Genomic DNA, 22,077 nt, shown 5'->3' with positions numbered 1-22,077 from the left:
CGTTTATTCGGCCGCCCGGCGCATCGACATGATGTCGTGCAGGTATTCGGCGAATTCTTCCTTCAGTTCGTCGCGCTCGAGCCCGAAGGCGACGGTCGCTTGCAGGAAACCGGCCTTCGATCCGCAGTCGAAACGCTGGCCCCGGAAGCGCAGGCCGAACACGTCGCGGCCTGCCGCGATGTCGTCGGCGATGGCGTCGGTCAGCTGGATTTCCCCGCCCGACCCAGCCTTCAGCTTGTTGAGGTTCTGCATCACCGTCGGCGCCAGGATATAGCGGCCGATCACCGCCAGGTTCGACGGCGCAGTGCCCAGCGGGGGCTTTTCGACCATGCCGCGCGCCCTGACGATGGCGCCCATATCCTCGGCCACGTCCAGGACGCCGTAGGCCTGGGCCTTTTCGGGCGCGACCTCCATCGTGGCGACCATGCTGCCGCCGGTCTCGCCATAGGCCTCGATCATCTGTTGCAGGCAGGGGGGTTCGCCCATGATCACGTCGTCGGTCAGAACCACCGCGAAGGGTTCGTCATCGGCCAGCAGGCGGCGCGCGCACCAGACCGCGTGGCCCAGGCCCAAGGCCTTGTGCTGGCGGATATAGGCGATGGCGCCCGATTCCATGTTGGTGCCGCGCAGGGTTTCCAGAAGCTCGGTCTTGCCGGATTTCTTCAGGCTGCTTTCCAGTTCGTGCGCGTGGTCGAAGTAATCCTCCAGCGCGCCCTTGCCGCGAGAGGTGACGAAGATGAATTCGGTGATGCCGGCGGCCCGCGCCTCGTCGATCGCGTATTGGATCAGGGGCCGGTCGACCAGGGTCATGATCTCTTTCGGGATGCTTTTCGTGGCGGGAAGGAAGCGTGTCCCCAGACCAGCCACGGGGAAGATGGCCTTGGTAACTTTACGAGTCATCGTGCTGACACCTTTTTCGATCTTTCGCGGCGGACAATGGCCCGACACAGCTTAACGCTAAGTCATCCACAAACGCTGCATCTGCAAGCCGCATCATAACGGCGTCGGCAACTTGGCGCCAATGCAATCGCAGAAAAGCGCGTCGGATTTACAACGAATGCTGCCGATTTCCGAAAAGCAGGGGCTTTCAGTCCAGATTCATCGCCCGCATCATCTCCTCCAGCCGCGGCACGTCCTGGGGATTGTTCAACTCCCAGAATTGGCGGCCCCGCGATTCGACCTCGACGCAGAGGATCCGGCGGCCGCGTTCCAGGAACCGCAGCTGCTCCAGCCCCTCCAGCCTTTCCAGCGGGCCTTCGTCCCAGGTCGCGTATTCGGCAAGGGCTGCGGGGCGATAGGCATAGACGCCCACATGGTGAAAGACCGGGCTGGGATCGTCGTCGCCGAACGGACCCGCCGCGAAGGGGATCACTTCCTTCGAGAAATACAGCGCCTGCCGGTCATGGCCAAAGACCGCCGTGGTCCCGCCCACCCGGCCCGCATGGCGGTCGGCGATCAGGTCCGCGCGCATCCGCCCGGTGCAGCGCAGGACCGGGGTCGCTACGTCCGATTGCGGATCGGCGCGCAGACCCGCCACCAGATCCTCGACGAACCAGGCGGGGGTCAGGGGCGCGTCGCCTTGCAGGTTGACCACGATCTCGGGCGTCAGGCCCAGGTTGGCCACGGCTTCGGCGCAGCGTTCGGTGCCGTTGCGGCAGGTCGTGGCGGTCATCACCACCTGCGCGCCGAAGCCCTGCGCATGGTCGCGGATTCGGTCGTCGTCGGTGGCGACCACCACCCGGTCGACGCCCGTCACCGCCATGGCTGCGTCCCAGCTGCGCCGGATCAGGCTGCGCGCCTGACCCGACGCGCCGCGCAGATCGACCAGCGGCTTGCCCGGATAGCGGGTCGAAGCATGGCGCGCGGGAATGACGATCAGGACCGACATCAGGCTTTCACCAGCAACACGCCTGGGGCGAAGGCGATGAAGAACGGGTTCTCGAACCCCGGCTTGCCATAGGCCAGCGGCGTGTGGTCGTCGAAGCGCACCACCTCTCCGCCCGCGCCGCGCAGCACCGCATCGCCCGCCGCCGTGTCCCATTCCATCGTGCGGCCCAGGCGCGGATACAGATCCGCCTCGCCGGTCGCCACCAGGCAGAATTTCAGCGAGGATCCCGCACTGGTCATGTCGCGCACCGCATATCTGGCGATGTAATCGTCGGTCGCCGCGTCGCGATGCGACTTCGAGGCCACCACCATCAGCCCGCGATTGTCCGGGATCGGGTTCACGCCGATGGGCACGACCTGGCCCGGCTCGTCCCCGAACGGCCCCGTCTCCTCGACCGAGCGGCCGTCGGCGGTGGTATAGAACAGCCGACCCCTGGCGGGGGCATAGACGACGCCCAGCCGCGGCACGCCGTTTTCGACATAGGCGATGTTGACGGTGAAATCGCCGCGCCGCTGCACGAATTCCTTGGTCCCGTCCAGCGGATCGACGATCAGGAAGGTCTGCGCCGTCCGGGCATGGCTGGCGGCCTGTTCTTCGGTGATCAGGGGGATGTCGGGAAAGGCCTGGGATAGCCCGGCCGAGATCAGCGCATCGGCGGCCTCGTCTGCGGCGGTGACGGGCGAATCGTCGGATTTGGCGCGAACGTCGAAATCCTCGGCCTGATAGATCTCCATGATCCGGACCCCGGCCTGCAACGCCAGGCGCCGCATCTGTGCGATCAGTCGTTCCAATTCCATCTTCTTTCCTTCCCGCACGGCCCGCCTGGCGCGGTCCCGCCGATTGTGACGGGCACCAATCCCCCTTATGATCGCGGCCGACGGCTTGGGCAAGCGCCCCAAGGTCGCAGGCAAGGCGCGGCGCGGGCTTTGTTCAACCAGCGGAAGACCAGAACGATCGTCCAGGCCGCCGGCGCCACGCTGGGCCTGATCTATCACCAGACCGTCTACAACCTGCGCAACGACCATCGCAACGCGGTGGTGGGGCTGCTGCTGACGATCCTGCAATCGGCGATCTTCATGATGGCCTTCCTGCTGATCTATCTGGTCATGGGGGTGCGCAACTCGCCCATCCGGGGCGATTTCATGCTGTACCTGATGTCGGGCATCTTCATGTTCATGGTCCATGTCCAGACATCGGGCGCGGTGGCGGGCAGCCATTCGGTCTCGGGCGGGCTGACCAAGCACGAACCGCTGAATCCTGCGGTCCTGATCGCCTCGGCCGCGCTGGCGGTGCTGTATCGCCAGACGATCAGCTGCATCGCGATCCTGTGGCTGTATCAAGTCCTGGTCGCGCCCATCCATGTCGACTTCTGGCCCGGAAGCCTGGGGATGTATCTGCTGGCCTGGTTCTCGGGCGGGTGCATCGGCCTGATCTTCCTGGGCGTCCGGCCCTGGTCGCCGCGCGGATCGCGGCTGGTCACCACGGCCTATCAGCGCATCAACATGTTCGCCTCGGGCAAGATGTTCGTGGGCAACGTGGTTCCCAACGCGCTGCTGCCCTGGTTCATCTGGAACCCGCTGTTCCACATCATCGACCAGCAACGGGGGTTTCTGTTCATCAATTATACCCCCCTGAAAACCGATCCGCTTTATGCGCTGTGGTTTTCGCTGGCGGCGATGATGGTGGGGCTGCTGATCAACTTCACCACCCGCAAATACGAATCCCTCAGCTGGACGGCGGCCGATTGATCGCGCGCAAAATGCCCGCATCGGGCGCTTGCGGGGCTTGAAACCATCCCTATATACACCCCCGAAGCGTCCGGGTTCCCGGACTTGGAACCGCATTTGGGATCGGGCCTCGGGGGCCATAACGGACCTGAAGCCCTCTGGAATCGCCGCAAGAAGGAAACAAGCATGTCAAAAGTCATCGGCATCGACCTCGGCACCACCAACAGCTGCGTCGCGATCATGGACGGCAGCCAGCCCAAGGTCATCGAGAACAGCGAAGGCGCCCGCACCACGCCGTCCATCGTGGGCTTCACGGATGGCGAACGCCTGGTCGGCCAGCCCGCCAAGCGCCAGGCCGTCACGAACCCCACCAACACCGTCTTTGCCGTGAAACGCCTGATCGGCCGCCGCATCGGCGACGAGGCCGTGGAAAAGGACCGCAAGCTGGTTCCCTATGCCATCGTCGACGGCGGCAACGGCGACGCCTGGGTCGAGGTGAAGGGCGAGAAATATTCCCCCGCGCAGGTCAGCGCGATGATCCTTCAGAAGATGAAGGAAACCGCGGAAAGCTATCTGGGAGAGCCGGTGACGCAGGCCGTCATCACGGTCCCCGCCTATTTCAACGACGCCCAGCGTCAGGCCACCAAGGACGCGGGCAAGATCGCGGGCCTGGAAGTCCTGCGCATCATCAACGAACCGACCGCGGCCGCGCTGGCCTACGGGTTGGACAAGAAGGACAGCAAGACCATCGCCGTCTATGACCTTGGCGGCGGCACCTTCGACATCACCATCCTGGAAATCGACGACGGCTTGTTCGAGGTGAAGTCCACGAACGGCGACACGTTCCTGGGCGGCGAAGACTTCGACATGCGGATCGTCAATTACCTGGCGGACGAGTTCAAGAAGGAACACGGCGTCGATCTGACCAAGGACAAGATGGCCCTTCAGCGCCTGAAGGAAGCCGCCGAAAAGGCCAAGATCGAACTGTCCTCGTCCTCGCAGACCGAGATCAACCAGCCGTTCATCAGCATGGACAAGAACAGCGGCACGCCGCTGCACCTGGTCATCAAGCTGACCCGCGCCAAGCTGGAAAGCCTGGTGGGCGACCTGATCAAGCGCACCATGAAGCCGGTCGCCGACGCCATCAAGGACGCGGGCGTGTCGAAATCCGACATCGACGAGATCGTCCTGGTCGGCGGCATGACCCGGATGCCCAAGGTGATCGAGGCCGTGACCGAGTTCTTCGGCAAGGAACCCCACAAGGGCGTCAACCCCGATGAGGTCGTGGCCCTGGGGGCCGCCATTCAGGCGGGCGTTCTGCAAGGCGACGTGAAGGACGTGGTCCTGCTGGACGTGACGCCGCTGTCGCTGGGGATCGAGACCCTGGGCGGCGTGTTCACCCGGCTGATCGACCGCAACACCACGATCCCGACCAAGAAGTCGCAGATCTTCTCGACCGCGGAAGACAACCAGAACGCGGTGACGATCCGGGTGTTCCAGGGCGAACGCGAGATGGCGGCCGACAACAAGCTGCTGGGCCAGTTCAACCTGGAAGACATCCCGCCCGCGCCGCGCGGCCTGCCGCAGATCGAGGTGACCTTCGACATCGACGCCAACGGCATCGTCTCGGTTTCGGCCAAGGACAAGGGCACCGGCAAGACCCAGAACATCACCATCCAGGCCTCGGGCGGTCTGACCGACGAGGATATCGAGCGGATGGTGAAGGACGCCGAAGCCAATGCCGAGGCCGACAAGTCCCGCCGCGAGCTGGTCGAAGCGCGCAACCAGGCCGAAAGCCTGATCCATTCGACCAAGAAGTCGCTGGAAGATCACGGCGACAAGGTGGACAGCTCGACCGTCGAGGCGATCGAACTGGCGGTCGGCGCGCTGGAGGAATCGCTGAAATCGGACGACGCGGGCAAGATCCGCGGCGGCATCCAGAACGTGATGGACGCGTCGATGAAGCTGGGCGAGGCGATCTACAAGTCGCAGCAGTCCGCCTCTGACGGCGGCGACGATGAGGGCGACCAGCCCCGCAACGTCGACGACGACATCGTGGACGCCGATTTCGAGGATCTCGGCGAAGACAAGAAGCGCGGCTGATCCGGGCCGCACCCTCTCGGGCCGGTCCGCCGAATGACGCGGGCCGGCCCTTTCGTTGGGGAACCAGACAGGACGAAACATGGCCAAGCGCTGCTACTACGAGGTTCTGGGCGTAACGCGCGGGGCCTCGGCCGAGGAAATCAAGAAAGCCTATCGCCAGAAGGCGAAGGAACTGCATCCCGACCGCAACAAGGACAATCCCCAGGCCGAAGCCCGCTTCAAGGAAGCGAACGAGGCCTATGATTGCCTGAAGGACGACCAGAAGAAGGCGGCCTATGATCGGTTCGGCCATGCAGCCTTCGAAGGCGGCGGCGGCGGTTTCGGCGGGCGTGGCGCGCATCCGGGCGATTTCGGCACGGCCTTCGCCGATGTGTTCGAGGATCTGTTCGGCGACATGATGGGTCGCCGGGGCGGCGGCGGCCGGACCCGCGCGCAACGCGGCCAGGATCTGCGCTATAACCTGCGGGTCAGCCTGGAAGAGGCCTATACCGGCCTCAAGAAATCGATCACCGTTCCCGGCTCGATCGCCTGCGACGAATGCGCGGGCACCGGGGCCGAGGGCGCGACCCAGCCCGCCACCTGCCCGACCTGCGCGGGCATGGGCAAGGTCCGGGCGCAACAGGGCTTTTTCACCGTCGAACGCACCTGCCCGACCTGCGGCGGTCAGGGCCAGATCGTCAAGAATCCCTGCCAGGCCTGCCACGGTGCGGGCCGCATCGAACGCGAACGCACCCTGTCCGTGAACATCCCCGCGGGCGTCGAGACCGGCACCCGCATCCGCCTTGCCGGTGAAGGCGAGGCCGGGCTGCGTGGCGGTCCTGCGGGCGATCTCTATATCTTCATCGAGGTTCAGGACCACCCGATCTTCCTGCGCGACGGCAAGATCCTGGCCTGTCAGGTGCCCGTCAGCATGGCCACCGCCGCCCTGGGCGGCGAGGTCGAGGTGCCCACCATCGACGGCGGCCGCGCCCGCGTGAAGGTTCCGGCGGGCAGCCAGTCCGGCCGCCAGATGCGCCTGCGCGGCAAGGGGATGCCGCCGCTGCGCCACGGCCCCAGCGCCTCGGGCGAACCGGGTGACATGCTGATCGAACTGACCGTGGAAACGCCCGTGAACCTGACCGCCCGGCAGCGCGAACTGCTGCGCGAATTCGAGGCCGAGCAGGCCGACAACAGCCCCCAGTCTGACAGTTTCTTCAACAAGGTCAAAAGCTTCTGGGACGGCATGACGCGCTGATGCGGCGTTAACCTTTTCTTCACCGGCACGGGTCCATGCTGGCGCCATGGACCCGAATCGCACCTTTGGCGAAATGCCCCTGCCGCTGTTTGCGCCGGCCCCGGACGAGGCGCCGCCGCTGCCGCTGCCCCAGGGCAAGGCGCCGTCCTATCTGGCCGATCACCGCGCCCGACTGCGCGACCGCTTCATGACCGGCGGCGCGGCGGCCATGCCCGATTACGAATTGCTGGAACTGGTGCTGTTCCGCGCCATCCCCCGCCAGGACGTGAAGCCCCTGGCCCGCCGGCTGATCGAAACCTTCGGCGACTTCAACCGCGTGCTGACCGCCCCCACCGCCCGTCTGGACCAGGTCGAGGGCGTCGGCCCCGCCGTGGTCACCGAACTCAAGATCGTCGAGGCCGCGGCGCAGCGCATGGCCCGCGCCCGCGTCATGCACCGCCCCGTCCTGTCCGGCTGGGACGCGCTGCTGGATTACTGCCACACCGCCATGGCGCATCGCGAGATCGAGCAGTTTCGCGTCCTCTATCTCGACCGCAAGAACGTGCTGATCGCGGACGAGGAACAGGCGCGCGGCACCGTCGATCACGTCCCCGTCTACCCGCGCGAGATCATCCGCCGCGCCCTGGAACTGAACGCCTCGGCGCTGATCCTGGTTCACAACCACCCCTCGGGCGATCCCACCCCGTCGGACGCCGACATCACCATGACCGCCCGTATCGCCCAGGCCGCCGACAGCATGGGAATCACCATCCACGACCACCTGATCATCGGCAAGTCGCGCGAACTGTCCTTCCGCAGCCAGGGCCTGCTTTAGGTTTCTTCTTTGCGAAAATACCTTGGGGGGTGAAGGCCGCGCCAGCGGCCGAGGGGGCTGAAAGCCCCCTGCGCACCCCGGCCCTGCGACGAAATGCCCGCGACAATTTTCCAACAGCGGCAGGGGAATGGACCGGCGGCGCGGGGCTTACCCGCTGGACTGACGCAGAATTGAAGGCTAGAACCGCGGGCGCGAAGGCTGCGACGATGCGCGGCCCGGATTGTCGTATCGGCCGGTCCCCGGCCCGAATTGGAGAATGACCCGTGTCCCACGCAGACGAACACGTAGGCACCCGGAGGGATTTCCTCTATTATGCCACGGCGGGCGCAGGCACGGTGGCTGCCGGAGCCGCCGCCTGGACGCTTGTGAACCAGATGAACCCCTCGGCCGATGTCCAGGCGCTCGCCTCGATCCAGGTCGATGTCAGCGGCGTCGCCGAAGGCACGCAGCTGACCGTCAAATGGCTGGGCAAGCCCGTGTTCATCCGCCGCCGCACCCCGGCCGAGATCGAGGCGGGCCGCGCCGTGGACCTGAACGACCTGATCGACCAGAACGCGGAAAACGCCAACAAGCCGGGCGAACCCGCGACCGACCAGAACCGCACCCTGGACGAGGCCGGGGAATGGCTGGTCCAGATCGGCGTCTGCACGCATCTGGGCTGCGTTCCCATCGGCGACGGCGCCGGCGATTTCGGCGGCTGGTTCTGCCCCTGCCACGGCTCGCATTACGACACCGCCGGGCGCATCCGGCGCGGGCCCGCGCCGCAGAACCTGCATATCCCCGTCGCTGAATTCATCAGCGACACCACCATCCAGCTGGGCTGAGGAGGGCTTCGCATGGCCGGAATTCCGCACGACCATTACGAGCCGAAGACAGGCTTCGAGAAATGGCTCCACCGCCGCCTGCCGATCGTCAGCCTGGTCTATGACACGCTGATGATCCCCACCCCCAAGAACCTGAACTGGTGGTGGATCTGGGGCATCGTCCTGGCCTTCTGCCTGGTCCTGCAGATCGTCACCGGCATCGTGCTGGTGATGCATTACACGCCGCATGTCGACCTAGCCTTCGCCTCGGTCGAACATATCATGCGCAACGTGAACGGCGGCTACATGCTGCGCTATCTGCATGCGAACGGCGCCTCGCTGTTCTTCGCGGCCGTCTATATCCACATCTTCCGCGGCCTCTACTACGGCAGCTACAAGGCCCCGCGCGAGGTGACCTGGATCGTGGGGATGCTGATCTATCTGTGCATGATGGGCACCGCCTTCATGGGCTATGTGCTGCCTTGGGGCCAGATGTCCTTCTGGGGCGCGACCGTCATCACCGGCCTGTTCGGCGCCATTCCCGGCATCGGCGGCGCCATCCAGCAATGGCTGCTGGGCGGACCGGCCGTGGACAACGCCACGCTGAACCGCTTCTTCTCGCTGCACTATCTGCTGCCCTTCGTGATCGCGGCCCTGGTCGCCGTGCATATCTGGGCCTTCCACACCACCGGCAACAACAACCCCACCGGGGTCGAGGTGCGCCGGACCAGCAAGGAAGAGGCGCAGAAGGACACCCTGCCGTTCTGGCCCTATTTCGTGATGAAGGACCTGTTCGCCCTGGGCGTGGTGCTGATCGTGTTCTTCGCGGTCGTGGGCTTCATGCCGAACTATCTGGGCCACCCCGACAACTATATCGAGGCGAACCCGCTGGCGACGCCCGCCCATATCGTGCCGGAATGGTACTTCCTGCCCTTCTACGCCATCCTGCGCGCCTTCACGGCGGATGTCTGGATCGTGCAGATCGTCCAGTTCCTGTCCTTCGGCATCATCGACGCCAAGTTCTTCGGCGTGCTGGCGATGTTCGGCGCGATCTTGGTCATGGCGCTGGTGCCCTGGCTGGACACCTCGCGCGTGCGCTCGGGCCGCTATCGGCCGCAGTTCAAGTGGTGGTTCTGGCTGCTGGCCTTCGACTTCATGCTGCTGATGTGGTGCGGCGCGATGCCGGCCGAGGAACCCTATGCCTCGATCTCGCTGGTCGCCTCGGCCTATTGGTTCGCCTATTTCCTGATCATCCTGCCCCTGCTGGGCGTGATCGAGAAGCCCGAGCCGATGCCCGCCACGATCGAGGAAGACTACCTTGCGCATTACGATTCGCCCACGCGCATGGCCGAGTAAGGAGAGCCAGACAATGACCCTGAGAACCAAGACGCTCTCGGCTGTTGCGGTGCTGGCGATCTCTGCGGGGGGCTATGCCCTTGCGCAGGACGCGGCCACGCCCGCCCCGGTCCAGCAACCGACCGGGACGCAGCAGTCGTCCGAACCCTCCGCGATCCCTGCCCCCGCCGGGCAGGATGCGGCCCAAGCGCCCGCCGCGCCGGCGGAAGCCGGATCCGGGCAGTCCCCGACCGGGGAAACCGCGACCGCCCCCACGCAGTCGTCCGAGCCGACATCGACTCCGGCCCCGGCCGAGCAGACCCCGATGGAGGCGCCCGCCGCGCCGTCGGCCACCGCCGACACCGCAGCCGAGCCTGCCGAAGCGGCCCCCGCTGCGGAGGAACCCGCAGCTGAAGCCCCCGCCGCCGACGCAGCTCCGGCCGAAGAGCCTGCCGCCGAAACCGCCGCGCCGGAGGCCGCCGGTGAACCCGCCGCGGATGCCGTTCAGGTGACCGAGGGCGAGGAGGCCGCCGTTCCCGCCGAAACCACCGGCACCGTGGTGGCCGAGGAAGGCCATGACGACATCGAAGGCGCGGCCGGGGAAGAACACGCCGCCGCCAGCCACGGCGCCCCGCATATCGAGGACATCTCGTTCAGCTTTGAAGGGCCATTCGGGAAATACGACCAGTTCCAGCTTCAGCGCGGCTTGCAGGTCTATACCGAGGTCTGCGCGGCCTGCCACGGCATGAAGTTCGTGCCGATCCGCACGCTGCATGACGACGGCGGTCCCGGCCTGCCGGAAGATCAGGTCCGTGCCTATGCAGCGAACCTGACGCCGATCCTGGATCCCGAAACCGGAGAGGAGCGTCCGCGCCTGCCGACCGACCATTTCCCGACCGTGTCGGGCGATGGCATGGGCCCGGATCTGTCGCTGATGGCCAAGGCCCGCGCGGGCTTCCATGGTCCGCAGGGCACCGGCATCAACCAGTTCCTGCGCGGCATCGGCGGACCGGAATACATCCACGCCATCCTCACCAGCTATACCGGCGAGGAAGTGGAACAGGCCGGCAGCGTCTTCTATCAGAACACCGCCTTCGCCAGCGGCAACATCGCCATGCCGCCGCCGCTGTCGGACGACCTGGTGACCTACGAGGACGGCACTCCCGCGACGGTCGACCAGATGGCCCGCGACGTGTCGGCCTTCCTGATGTGGACCGCCGAACCCAAGCTGACCGACCGCAAGCAGGTCGGCCTGGTGTCGGTGCTGTTCCTGATCGTGCTGACCTCGCTGCTGTATCTGACCAACAAGCGGCTGTGGGCGCCCCACAAGGGCAAGCTGCACCGCAAGCAGTAACCCGCAGTTCAACGAACCGGACGCGCCCCCAGCGGGGCGCGTTTTTCATTGCGTGGGCGGGCTGGACAAGCCGCGCGCTTCCGGCAACATCGCACAAGGCAGCGGAGGGGCGGTCTTATGGCAATCTGGAACCTGGGGTCGATCAATATCGACCATGTCTATCGGCTGGACCACCTGCCGCGACCCGGAGAGACGCTGGCCGCGCCCCGCTATGTCCAGGGACTGGGCGGCAAGGGCGCGAACCAGTCGGTCGCCGCGGCCTGCGCGGGCGCAGACACCCATCACCTGGGCGCCATGGGTCAGACTGACGACTGGGTCATCGACCGGCTGTCGCGGCGGGGCGTCGTCACCACCGACATCCTGCGGATGGCGGACCAGGTCACCGGCCATGCCATTATCCTGCTGGACGGGCAGGCCGAAAACGCCATCGTCATCCATCCCGGCGCCAACCGGGCGCTGACGCCCGTGATGCTGGCCGATCCGCTGTCGGAAATCGCGGCGGGCGATACGCTGCTGATCCAGAACGAAACCAGCTGCCAAGTCGAGGCCGCGCGCGCCGCCCGGCAGGCAGGCGCCCGCGTGATCTATTCCGCCGCGCCCTTCGACATCGCCGCCGTGCGGGCGATCCTGCCCCATGTCTCGATCCTGGCAATGAACGCGGGCGAGGCCGAGGCGCTGTTCGCAGCCATCCCCGGCGACCTGCCGGTCGAGGGCCTGCTGATCACCCGAGGCGGAGAGGGGGCGGAATATCGCGACCTGACCACCGGCACGGTTCATCGCCAGGCGGCCTTTCCCGTCGATCCGGTCGACACGACCGGCGCGGGCGATACCTTCGCAGGTTATTTCGCGGCATCGCTGGATCGCGGCGAGGCAATTCCCCAGGCCCTGCGGCTGGCCTCGGCCGCCGCCGCGCTGAAGGTCACGCGGCACGGCGCGGGCGAGGCGATCCCGACCCGGGCCGAAGTGCTGGACTTCCTGGCCGCACGGCCGGCAGATCAGCCCAGCGAATAGCCGGTGCCGCGCACGGTGCGGACCGGGTTGTTGCCGCCGTTCTGCATCAGCGCCTTGCGCAGGCGGCCCACATGCACGTCGATGGTGCGCGTATCCACATAGATGTCGCGGCCCCAGACCCGATCCAGCAGTTGTTCGCGCGTCCAGACCCGGCCCGGCTTTTCCATCAACGTGGACAGCAGCCGGAACTCGGTCGGTCCCAGATGCAACGCCTGGCCCGCGCGAAAGACGCGGTGTTCGGCGGCGTCCAGGATGATGTCGGCGAAGGACAGGCGTTCGCCCATGCTTGCAGGCCGGGTGCGGCGCAGTTGCGTGCGCAGCCGCGCCATCAGTTCGACCACGGAATAGGGCTTGACGACATAATCGTCGGCCCCGGTTTCTAGGCCCCTCACGCGGTCCGTTTCCTCGCTGCGCGCCGACAGCATGATGATCGGGATACCGCGGGTCGAGGGATCGGCCTTGACCTGGCGGCAGACCTCGATCCCCGAGACCTTGGGCAGCATCCAGTCCAGCACCATCAGGTCGGGCTGTTCTTCCTGGACCAGCAGCAGCGCGTCCTCGCCATTGTCGGCGACGACGACCTCGAACCCCTCGGCCTCGAGGTTGTATTGCAGAACCTCGCGCTGTGCGCATTCATCCTCGACCACCAGGACGCAGGGGGCTTGCCGTGCCATCGATCAGCCCCCGCTGGCCGCGTCCGTCTCGACGAACGGCACGCTGTTGTCCTTGGGGCGCGAATCGTCGGGCAATTCGCCGCTGACCAGATAGATCACCTGTTCGGCGATGGCGGTGGCCAGATCGCCCATGCGTTCGACGTTCTTGGCGATGAAATGCAGGTGCATGCAGGGGGTGATGTTGCGCGGATCCTCCATCATGTGGGTCAGGAATTCGCGGAACAGCGCGTTGTACATCTGGTCCACCTCAAGATCGCGCTGGCGCACGTCCTCGGCCAGTTGGGCGTCGCGGCGGATATAGCTGTCCAGCGCGTCCTGGACCATCTTGCCGACCGCCGTGCTCATCCGGCGCAGCGCCAGGCCCGAGCCTTCGATGGGCGGCATCTGCGACAGGACATGGGTGCGCTTGGCCATGTTCTTGGCATAGTCGCCGATCCGTTCCAGCGAATGCGAGATCTTCATCACCGCCAGGACCATGCGCAGGTCGGTGGCGGTCGGCGCGCGCAGGGCGATCAGCCGGGCGGCGTCCTCGTTCAGTTGCAGTTCAAGCGCGTCGATGGCCTTGTCGCGGCGGCGGACCTGTTCGGCCAGCTCCTCGTCGCGGGTCTCCAGGGCGGTCGCGGCGTCCTGGATCGCGGCCTCGACCATGCCGCCCATCTTGACGGCAAGGGCCTGGATGGTTTCCAGGTCGCGGTCGAAGGCCGACGAGATATGTTTTTCGCGGTTCATGGGTGCTGCCCTTCTGTTGCCTCAGCCGATCCGGCCCGAGATATAGGCCTCGGTCCGGCTGTCCTGCGGCTTGGTGAAGATGTCGTCGGTATCGCCGTATTCGACCAGGCTGCCCAGGTGGAAGAAGGCGGTCTTCTGGCTGACGCGGGCGGCCTGCTGCATCGAGTGGGTGACGATCACCACGGAAAACTGGCTGCGCAGTTCCTCGATCAGCTCCTCGACCTGGGCGGTGGCGATGGGGTCAAGGGCCGAACACGGCTCGTCCATCAGCAGAACCTCGGGGCTGGTGGCGACGGCGCGGGCGATGCACAGGCGCTGCTGCTGGCCGCCGGACAGGCCGGTGCCGGGTTCGTGCAGGCGGTCCTTGACCTCGTTCCACAGGGCGGCGCCGCGCAGGGCCTTTTCGACGATGGCGTCCAGTTCCGCACGGTTGCGCGACAGCCCGTGGATGCGCGGGCCGTAGGCCACGTTGTCATAGATCGACTTGGGGAACGGGTTCGGCTTCTGGAACACCATGCCGACCTTGGCGCGCAGCTGCACGGGATCGACGCGGCGGTCATAGACATCCTCGCCGTCCAGCAGGATCCGCCCCTCGACCCGCGCGATGGGGATCGTGTCGTTCATGCGGTTGATGCAGCGCAGGAAGGTCGATTTGCCGCAGCCCGACGGGCCGATGAAGGCAGTCACGGTCTTGTCCTGGATGTCCACGTCGACATCCTTCAGCGCGTGCTTTTCACCGTAATAGACCTGGACCTTGCGGGCCGAGATCTTGATGTCTGTCTGGGTCACGGCGTTCTCCGCGCGGTTTATGTCGTACATCATAATGTCCTCTCTCGGTCCGATTACCAGCGGCGTTCGAACTTGCGGCGCAGCCAGATGGCAAGCAGGTTCATGCACAGCAGGAAGATCAGCAGCACGATGATCGCCCCCGATGCCCGTTCGATGAAGGCCGGATCCGACCGCTGCGTCCAGTTGTAGACCTGCACCGGCAGGGCGGATGCGGGATCCATCAGCCCGCCCGGCAGCCCATCGGGGAAGTTGCGCACGAAGGCGACCATGCCGATCAGCAGCAGGGGCGCGGTTTCGCCCAAGGCCTGGGCCAGGCCGATGATCGTGCCGGTCAGGATGCCGGGCATCGCCAACGGCAGGACGTGGTGAAACACCGACTGCATCTTCGACGCGCCGACGCCAAGGGCCGCGTCGCGGATCGACGGCGGCACCGCCTTCAGCGCCGCACGGGTCGAGATGATGATCGTGGGCAGCGTCATCAGCGTCAGCACCAGACCGCCGACGATGGGCGCCGATTGCGGCAGGCCGACGAAGTTGATGAAGGCGGCCAGACCCAGGATCCCGAAGACGATGGAGGGCACCGCCGCCAGGTTCGAGATATTGACCTCGATGATGTCGGTCAGGCGGTTCTTGGGGGCGAATTCCTCAAGATAGATGCTGGCAGAGACGCCGATCGGCACTGCCAGCACCAGCACCACCAGCATCATGTAGAACGATCCCAGGATGGCGACGCCCACGCCGGCGGCTTCGGGACGCTGGTCCGAGGCATCGGCATTGGTCAGGAAGTTCCAGTTGAAACGGGTGACCATCTCGCCCCGGTCGGCCAGTTCCTGCGCCAGCTGCAATTGCTGGGGCGAGGTGTTGCTGTCGCGCGCGGCGCTGTCCATGGTGACGCGGCCCTTGAAGAAGCCGTCGATGCGGCCCCCCACCAGCACGTCAAATTCGACGGTCTGGCCGACCAGGTCGGGATCGGCCAGCACCCGGTCGCGGACCTGGGCCGAGGCCTCCTTGGAAATCAGGCTGTCGATGTCCTTTTCGGTCAGCCCCTCGATCTGGATGCCGTGGCGAGCGACTGTCGCCTCGACCGCCGCGTCCAGCACCCGGCCATAGGACAGGGTCAGGACCTTGGCCATCTCGTCAGGGTTGCGGTTGCCCTGGGGATCCAGGACGGCGGCGTCCAGGGTGACGGGAATGTTCAGGTAGGTCTGGCGGAAGGCGCCCGACCCGTCGCGAAGGATCGTCGCCAGCAGCACCACAAGCGCCAGCATGGAGATGGCGATGGCGGCGACCCCGTATCCGCGGAAGCGGCTTTCGGCGGCATTGCGGCGGCGGGTGCGGGCATCCTGGGCCAGCAGCGATCCGGTGCGGCGCTCGGGCGCGGCGGCGGGCTGGGAAAGCGGCATGTCGGTCATTCGTACTGCTCGCGATATTTGCGCACGATGTAGAGCGCGACCACGTTGAGGGCGAGGGTGATGACGAACAGCGTCAGACCCAGGGCAAAGGCCACCAGCGTCTCGGGCGAGTTGAAGTCGCTGTCGCCGGTCAGCTGGCTGACGATCTTGACGGTGATCGTCGTCATCGCCTCAAGCGGGTTGAGGCTCATCTGCGCGGCGGCACCGGCGCCCAGGACCACGATCATCGTCTCGCCGATGGCGCGGGACGCGGCCAGCAGGACCGCCCCGACGATGCCCGGAAGGGCCGCGGGCAGCACCACCTGGCGCACGGTTTCCGACGGCGTGGACCCCAGGCCCAGGGCGCCGTCGCGCAGGCTTTGCGGCACGGCGTTGATGATGTCGTCGGACAGCGAACTGACGAAGGGGATCAGCATGACGCCCATCACCAGCCCCGCCGTCAGCACCGACGATCCCGAATTGCCCAGGCCCAGCGGTTGCGCGAAATAATCGCGCAGCAGCGGCCCCACGGTGATCAGGGCGAACAGGCCATAGACGATGGTCGGGATCCCGGCCAGCACCTCGATCGCGGGCTTGGCGATGCTGCGGACCCGGCGGGTGGCGTATTCCGACATGTAGATCGCCGCGAACAGGCCGATGGGGACCGAAACCAGCAGCGCGATGAAGCTGATATACAGCGTGCCCCACAGCAGCGGCACGATGCCCAGTTGCGAATTGCCCTGGAAGCGCGGCGTCCATTCGGTGCCGAAGAAGAAGGTTTTCCAGTCGTAAAGCTGGAAGAAGCGCCCGGTCTCGAAGACCAGCGACAGCACGATCCCCGCCGTGGTGACGATGGCGATCAACGAGCACAGCATCAGCAGGCCCAGCACCATACGTTCGACCGCGTTGCGGGCCTGGAACTGCTGGCCGACGCGCATCACGCCCCAGGCCAGCCCGGCCACGGCGGCGGCCAGCGCCACCAGCCCGGCCACCGGACCGGCGCTATCGGACAGCACCCCGGCCATGCGCAGGATCGAGGCGACGGCCAGCACCGCCAGCGGCGGCAGCAGCGCGGTCAGCGCGACGCTGTAGCCGTGATAGGTCGGACGGCTGTGCAGCTTGCGGACATCCGGGCCGGCCGTCGCGAAGGCGCGGCTGCGGCCAATGACATAGCCGGCGGCGGCCAGCAGGAAACTTGCGAAAACGGCCCATGACAGCGGCATTCGGGCGGTCCTTCATGAGGAACGGAAAGGACGGGCGGCGCGGATCGCCCGCGCCGCCCGCCTGGGCGTCATTGCATGGTGGTTTCGTTGGCGACGGCTTCCTGGGTCGCGGCCAGTTCCGGGTCCGACACCAGGCCGTATTCGGCCAGCGGGCCGTCGGGACCGGCCACCTCGTCCGAGACGAAGAATTCCACGAAGTCCTTCAGGCCGTCGATCTGGCCGATATGGGCCTTCTTCACATAGAAGAACAGCGGGCGCGACACCGGGTATTCGCCCGAGGCGATGCTTTCGGTCGACGGCGTGACGCCGCTGATCGTGCCGACCTTCAGCTTGTCAGTGTTGTTTTCATAGAAGGACAGGCCGAACACGCCGATGCCGTTGGGCGAGCTTTCGATGCGGGCCAGCGTTTCCGTGTAATCGCCGTCGATGTCCACGGCCTTGCCGTCGGTGCGCAGCGTGGTGCAGGCTTCCTCGGCCGCGTCCTCGTCCATGCCCGAGGCCTTGAAGGCTTCCAGCGCGCCCGATTCCTCGCAGCCCGCCGCGATCACCTTTTCCTCGAAGACTTCACGGGTGCCGTGCTTGGTGCCGGGGATGAAGGCCAGGATTTCCTGCTGGGGCAGATCCGGGTTCACCTGGTCCCAGGTGGTGTTCGGGTTGTCGACGACCTGGCCGTCCTTGACCACCTTGGCGGACAGGGCGTTGAACCAGTCGGCGGGGGTATAGGCGAAATCCGGGCCGCTGGCGGAATTGGCGAAGACGATCCCGTCATAGCCGATGCGGACTTCCATGATGTCGGTCACGCCGTTGGCGGTGCAGGTCTCGCGTTCCTTGTCGCGGATCGGGCGGCTGGCATTGGCGATGTCGACGGTGTTTTCGCCGACGCCCTCGCAGAATTTCTGCAAGCCGCCGCCGGTGCCGCCGGATTCCACGACCGGGACCGGGAAGCCGGCGTTCTCACCGAACAGTTCGGCAACGATGGTGGAATAGGGCAGGACGGTGGACGACCCCGACACCTGGATCTGATCGCGGGCGGCAGCGGCAGTGGCCGAGGCGGCGATCACGGCCAGGGCCGAGACGGTGAATTTCACGGTGGACATGGATCTCTCCTGTTACTTCACGCCCAGAGTGGGGCTGTGCGTGACCTAAGCGCCACAGGTGACGCTTGTGCGAAAGAAACATGACAGTCGTGTGACAAGACGCGGATTCATGGCGATTCCGCGCCGAAATTGTGACAATCAGCCGATCCGACCGCGCGCGCCGCCGGTCTGGGCGCGGTCCATCAGCAGGTGGTCCAGAATCACGCAGGCAGCCATGGCCTCGGCCACGGGTACCGCGCGGATGCCCACGCAGGGGTCGTGGCGGCCCTTGGTGATCAGGTCGATGTCGCGCCCCTGACGGTCGATGGTGCGGCGCGGCGTGGTGATGGAGCTGGTCGGCTTGACCGAGAACCGCACCACGATCGGCTGTCCGGTGCTGATCCCCCCCAGGATGCCACCCGCGTGATTCGACAGATAGATCGGCCCGTCGTTGCCCATGCGGATCTCGTCGGCATTGGCGGTGCCGGTCAGGGCGGCGGCGGCCATTCCCTCGCCGATCTCGACGCCCTTCACGGCGTTGATCGACATCATCGCGGCGGCCAGGTCGGTGTCGAATTTCGCATAGACCGGCGCGCCCAGGCCGGGCGGGCAGCCCTCGACCAGCACCTCGATGGCGGCGCCGACGCTGTTCTGGTCCTTGCGGATGGTGTCCAGGTAATCGGACCACTGGTCCACGGCGGTGGCGTCGGGCAGGAAGAACGGGTTTTCCGCGATGGCGCGGGCGTCGAATTTCGCCCGATCCAGATGCAGCGCGCCCATCTGCACCATGTATCCGGTGATCCGCAGGCCGGGCAGCAGATCGCGCAGCACCGCCTGGGCCACGCCGCCCGCCGCGACCCGCGCCGCCGTTTCGCGCGCCGAGGACCGCCCGCCGCCGCGATGATCGCGATGGCCGTATTTCAGGTGATAGGTGATGTCGGCATGTCCGGGGCGGAAGGCTTGCGCGATCTCGCCGTAATCCTTGGACCGCTGGTCGGTGTTCTCGATCATCAGTTGCACGGGCGTGCCGGTGGTGCGGCCCTCGAACACGCCCGACAGGATGCGGACCTGATCGGCCTCGCGCCGTTGCGTCGTGTGCTTGCTGGTGCCGGGGCGGCGGCGGTCCAGGAAGGCTTGGATGAACGCTTCGTCCAGGGCCACGCCGGGGGGGACGCCATCGACGGTCGCGCCCAGCGCGGGGCCGTGGCTTTCGCCCCAGGTGGTGAACCGGAATTCGCGGCCGAAGGTGTTGTAGCTCATGCGGTCTCTCCGGTCAGGGCCTTGAGTTCATAGATCAGATCCAGCGCCTCGCGCGGGGTCAGGGCGTCGGGATGAATGTCCTTCATCCGCGCGTCCAGCGGGCTGTCCTTGGTCCTGGCGGGCGCAGGGGCGGGCGGCACGGCGCGGAACAAGGGCAGGTCGTCGATCAGCGCCGCGGGGCGGGCGGCGCCCTCTCGTTCCCCGGATTCGAGCGCGTCCAGAACCTGCCGTGCCCGATCCACCACGGATGCGGGCAACCCCGCCAGTCGCGCGACCTGCACACCATAGCTGCGGTCGGCGGCGCCCTTCCTGACCTCGTGGAGAAAGATCACCTCACCTTCCCATTCGCGCACGGCGACGGTGGCGTTGTCCACCCCGTCCAGCTTGGCCGACAGGGCCGTCATCTCGTGGTAATGGGTGGCGAACAGCGCGCGGCAGCGGTTCGCCTCGTGCAGATGCTCCATCACCGCCCAGGCGATGGACAACCCGTCCCAGGTGGCGGTGCCGCGCCCGATCTCGTCCAGGATCACCAAAGCGCGGTCATCGGCCTGGTTCAGGATGGCGGCAGTCTCGACCATTTCCACCATGAAGGTGGACCGGCCCCGCGCCAGATCGTCGGCGGCGCCCACGCGGCTGAACAACTGGCTGACCAGCCCGATATGGGCGCGGCGGGCGGGCACGAAGGCCCCCGCCTGCGCCAAGACCGCGATCAGCGCGTTCTGGCGCAGGAAGGTGGATTTTCCGGCCATGTTCGGCCCGGTCAGCAGCCAGATCGCCGGGGTATCCCCTTCGGTCAGGGCGCAGTCGTTGGCGACGAAGCTTTCAGCCTTGCGCTTCAAGGCGCGTTCCACGACCGGATGGCGGCCCCCCTCGATCACGAAGGCGCGGCTGTCATCCACGACGGGCCGCGTCCAGCCCTCGCCCGTGGCAATGTCGGCAAAGGCTGCGGCCAGGTCGATTTCCGCCAGCGCACGCGCCGCCTGGCCGATCTGCGGCGCACGGTCCAGCACCGCCGCGCGCAGGCGGTCGAAGATGCCCCGCTCGATCTCCAAGGCGCGGTCGCGGGCATTGAGGATCCGGGTTTCCAGTTCCGACAGATCCACCGTCGTGAAGCGGATCTGGTTGGCGGTGGTCTGGCGGTGGATGAAGGTCGCGTTCAGCGGCGCGGCCATCATCCGTTCCGCATGGGTGGTGGTCGTCTCGATGAAATAGCCCAGCACGTTGTTATGCTTGATCTTCAGGCTGGGCACCCCGGCCAGCGCGGCATAATCGGCCTGCATCCCGGCGATGACCCCACGGCCTTCGTCGCGCAGCCGCCGGGTCTGGTCCAGGTCGTCGTCATAGCCCGCCGCCACGAAGCCGCCATCGCGCGCCAACAAGGGCGGTTCGGCCACAAGCGCGTCGTCCAGCAGCCGGATCAGATCATCGTGCCCGATCAGGTCGCGCGCGGCATCCGCCAGAACCGACGCCGCATCGCCGGGCAGGCGCGCGGCAATCGCCGCGCCCTGCGACAGCCCCGCCCGGATCGCCGCCAGATCGCGCGGCCCGCCCCGGTCCAGCGCCAGACGCGACAAGGCCCGGTCCATGTCGGGAACACGCGCCAACGCGGCCCGCAGATCCGCCATCAGGCGCGGATCGTCGGCCAGCATCGCCACCGCATCCTGCCGCGCATGGATCAGCGGCAGGTCGCGGCTGGGCGCGCTGATGCGCCGCTCCAGCAGCCGCGCCCCCGGCGCCGTCACCGTCCGGTCGATGGCCGACAGCAGCGACCCCTCTCGCCCCCCGGACAGCGCCTGCGTCAGTTCCAGATTGCGCCGGGTCGCAGCGTCGATCTGCATCGCGCCGCCCGCGCGTTCCCGCACCGGGGGGCGCAGCAGCGGCAGTTTGCCCTTCTGCGTCAGGTCCAGATAATCGACGATGGCACCCATCGCCGACAGTTCCGCGCGGGTGAAGCTGCCGAACCCGTCCAGCGTTTCGACGCCATAGAGCGAACACAGACGCCGCGCCCCCGCCGCGCTGTCGAAGGCGGAGGCGTGCAGGTCGGTCAGCGCCGCCCCCGCCTCGGCCGCCAGATCGTCCAGCCCCGAGCCGTCGCAGGCCAGCACCTCGCGCGGCGCCAGACGCGCCAGTTCCGGGGCCAGGCGCGGCAGCGGGCAGTCCATCACCTGGAACGCGCCCGTGGAAATATCCACCCAGGCCAGCGCGCATTCCTCGCGCACCTGGGCAAACGCCGCGAGATAGTTGTGCCGCCGCGCCTCCAGCAGCGATTCCTCGGTCAGGGTGCCGGGGGTGACAAGGCGCACCACGTCGCGGGCCACGACCGACTTGGAGCCACGCTTCTTCGCCTCGGCCGGATCCTCCATCTGCTCGGCGATGGCCACGCGGAACCCCTTGCGGATCAGCGTCAGAAGATAGCTTTCGGCGGCATGGACCGGAACCCCGCACATCGGGATCGGCTCGCCCCCATGCGTGCCGCGTTTCGTCAGCGCGATGTCCAGCGCGGCCGATGCCGCCACCGCGTCGTCGAAGAACATCTCGTAGAAATCGCCCATCCGATAGAACAAGAGCGCGCCGGGATTGGCGTCCCGGATCGCCAGGTATTGCGCCATCATCGGGGTCGGCTGGTCGGTCATGTCCTTCGTCATGGCGCTGTTTCTATCCGCTTG

General features: G+C 66.6%; 19 protein-coding genes. 8 read left to right on the top strand and 11 right to left on the bottom strand.

Annotation, left to right across the window (positions count from 1 at the left end):
- Nucleotides 1–3 precede the first annotated feature (3 nt).
- The 3 genes from ACTJI6_RS01600 to cysQ all read right to left on the bottom strand — a co-directional run bounded on the left by ACTJI6_RS01600 (nt 4) and on the right by cysQ (nt 2,685).
- Nucleotides 4–900, bottom strand: a complete 897-nt coding sequence (locus ACTJI6_RS01600) for a UTP--glucose-1-phosphate uridylyltransferase (protein WP_126153943.1) — start codon at nt 898–900, stop codon at nt 4–6.
- Between the two features lie 187 nt (nt 901–1,087).
- Entirely contained in the window at nt 1,088–1,888 is an 801-nt protein-coding gene (locus tag ACTJI6_RS01595) for a 3-deoxy-manno-octulosonate cytidylyltransferase (RefSeq protein WP_440797244.1), read from the bottom strand.
- Nucleotides 1,888–2,685: a 3'(2'),5'-bisphosphate nucleotidase CysQ gene (gene cysQ / locus ACTJI6_RS01590; protein WP_440797242.1), complete on the bottom strand. Its 798-nt coding sequence runs from the start codon at nt 2,683–2,685 to the stop codon at nt 1,888–1,890. Before cysQ ends, ACTJI6_RS01595 begins: the two co-directional genes overlap by 1 nt.
- A gap of 129 nt (nt 2,686–2,814) precedes the next feature.
- On the opposite strand from cysQ, the gene ACTJI6_RS01585 reads away from it, so the two are divergent.
- The 8 genes from ACTJI6_RS01585 to ACTJI6_RS01550 all read left to right on the top strand — a co-directional run bounded on the left by ACTJI6_RS01585 (nt 2,815) and on the right by ACTJI6_RS01550 (nt 12,269).
- Nucleotides 2,815–3,636, top strand: a complete 822-nt coding sequence (locus ACTJI6_RS01585; RefSeq protein ID WP_440797240.1) for an ABC transporter permease — start codon at nt 2,815–2,817, stop codon at nt 3,634–3,636.
- Between the two features lie 165 nt (nt 3,637–3,801).
- On the top strand, nt 3,802–5,718 hold the full coding sequence (gene dnaK, locus ACTJI6_RS01580; RefSeq protein WP_440797238.1) for a molecular chaperone DnaK: 1,917 nt from the start codon (nt 3,802–3,804) through the stop codon (nt 5,716–5,718).
- Between the two features lie 79 nt (nt 5,719–5,797).
- Nucleotides 5,798–6,952, top strand: coding sequence for a molecular chaperone DnaJ (gene dnaJ / locus ACTJI6_RS01575; RefSeq protein ID WP_440797236.1), 1,155 nt, complete (start codon nt 5,798–5,800; stop codon nt 6,950–6,952).
- Nucleotides 6,953–6,998: 46 nt separating this feature from the next.
- Nucleotides 6,999–7,766, top strand: a complete 768-nt coding sequence (gene radC / locus ACTJI6_RS01570; protein ID WP_440797234.1) for a RadC family protein — start codon at nt 6,999–7,001, stop codon at nt 7,764–7,766.
- Between the two features lie 263 nt (nt 7,767–8,029).
- The gene (gene petA, locus ACTJI6_RS01565; RefSeq protein ID WP_126153950.1) at nt 8,030–8,590 is read left to right on the top strand and encodes a ubiquinol-cytochrome c reductase iron-sulfur subunit; all 561 of its coding nucleotides are present in this window, start codon (nt 8,030–8,032) and stop codon (nt 8,588–8,590) included.
- A gap of 12 nt (nt 8,591–8,602) precedes the next feature.
- Entirely contained in the window at nt 8,603–9,925 is a 1,323-nt protein-coding gene (gene petB / locus ACTJI6_RS01560; RefSeq protein WP_440797232.1) for a cytochrome b, read from the top strand.
- A gap of 13 nt (nt 9,926–9,938) precedes the next feature.
- Nucleotides 9,939–11,258 carry a cytochrome c1 gene (locus ACTJI6_RS01555; protein WP_440797230.1) on the top strand — a complete coding sequence of 440 codons (1,320 nt, stop codon included), beginning with the start codon at nt 9,939–9,941 and terminating at the stop codon, nt 11,256–11,258.
- Nucleotides 11,259–11,375: 117 nt separating this feature from the next.
- The gene (locus tag ACTJI6_RS01550; protein WP_440797228.1) at nt 11,376–12,269 is read left to right on the top strand and encodes a ribokinase; all 894 of its coding nucleotides are present in this window, start codon (nt 11,376–11,378) and stop codon (nt 12,267–12,269) included.
- Here ACTJI6_RS01550 and phoB read toward each other — a convergent pair.
- The 8 genes from phoB to mutS form a co-directional block, all read right to left on the bottom strand.
- Nucleotides 12,254–12,943 (bottom strand): phosphate regulon transcriptional regulator PhoB, encoded by a 690-nt coding sequence (gene phoB / locus ACTJI6_RS01545; RefSeq protein WP_440797226.1) that lies wholly within the window; start codon nt 12,941–12,943, stop codon nt 12,254–12,256. The two genes, ACTJI6_RS01550 and phoB, sit on opposite strands and share 16 nt — an antisense overlap.
- A 3-nt stretch (nt 12,944–12,946) precedes the next feature.
- Nucleotides 12,947–13,672: a phosphate signaling complex protein PhoU gene (gene phoU, locus ACTJI6_RS01540; RefSeq protein ID WP_440797224.1), complete on the bottom strand. Its 726-nt coding sequence runs from the start codon at nt 13,670–13,672 to the stop codon at nt 12,947–12,949.
- A gap of 21 nt (nt 13,673–13,693) precedes the next feature.
- Nucleotides 13,694–14,491 (bottom strand): phosphate ABC transporter ATP-binding protein PstB, encoded by a 798-nt coding sequence (gene pstB / locus ACTJI6_RS01535; protein ID WP_440797222.1) that lies wholly within the window; start codon nt 14,489–14,491, stop codon nt 13,694–13,696.
- A gap of 23 nt (nt 14,492–14,514) precedes the next feature.
- Nucleotides 14,515–15,873 carry a phosphate ABC transporter permease PstA gene (pstA, locus tag ACTJI6_RS01530; protein ID WP_440797220.1) on the bottom strand — a complete coding sequence of 453 codons (1,359 nt, stop codon included), beginning with the start codon at nt 15,871–15,873 and terminating at the stop codon, nt 14,515–14,517.
- On the bottom strand, nt 15,870–17,075 hold the full coding sequence (gene pstC, locus ACTJI6_RS01525; protein WP_440797218.1) for a phosphate ABC transporter permease subunit PstC: 1,206 nt from the start codon (nt 17,073–17,075) through the stop codon (nt 15,870–15,872). The genes pstA and pstC overlap by 4 nt, the downstream gene beginning before the upstream one ends.
- Before the next feature lie 68 nt (nt 17,076–17,143).
- Entirely contained in the window at nt 17,144–18,172 is a 1,029-nt protein-coding gene (locus tag ACTJI6_RS01520; protein WP_126153958.1) for a substrate-binding domain-containing protein, read from the bottom strand.
- A gap of 138 nt (nt 18,173–18,310) precedes the next feature.
- Nucleotides 18,311–19,411: a chorismate synthase gene (gene aroC, locus ACTJI6_RS01515; RefSeq protein WP_440797216.1), complete on the bottom strand. Its 1,101-nt coding sequence runs from the start codon at nt 19,409–19,411 to the stop codon at nt 18,311–18,313.
- A complete protein-coding gene (gene mutS / locus ACTJI6_RS01510; RefSeq protein ID WP_440797334.1) occupies nt 19,408–22,044 on the bottom strand; it encodes a DNA mismatch repair protein MutS in 2,637 nt (878 codons plus the stop codon). The genes aroC and mutS overlap by 4 nt, the downstream gene beginning before the upstream one ends.
- Nucleotides 22,045–22,077: the final 33 nt, after the last annotated feature.

It is taken from the genome of Paracoccus sp. 22332, assembly GCF_052045125.1.
Taxonomy (GTDB): Bacteria; Pseudomonadota; Alphaproteobacteria; order Rhodobacterales; family Rhodobacteraceae; genus Paracoccus; species Paracoccus haematequi_A.
This window is presented reverse-complemented; position numbering and strand designations above follow the sequence as displayed.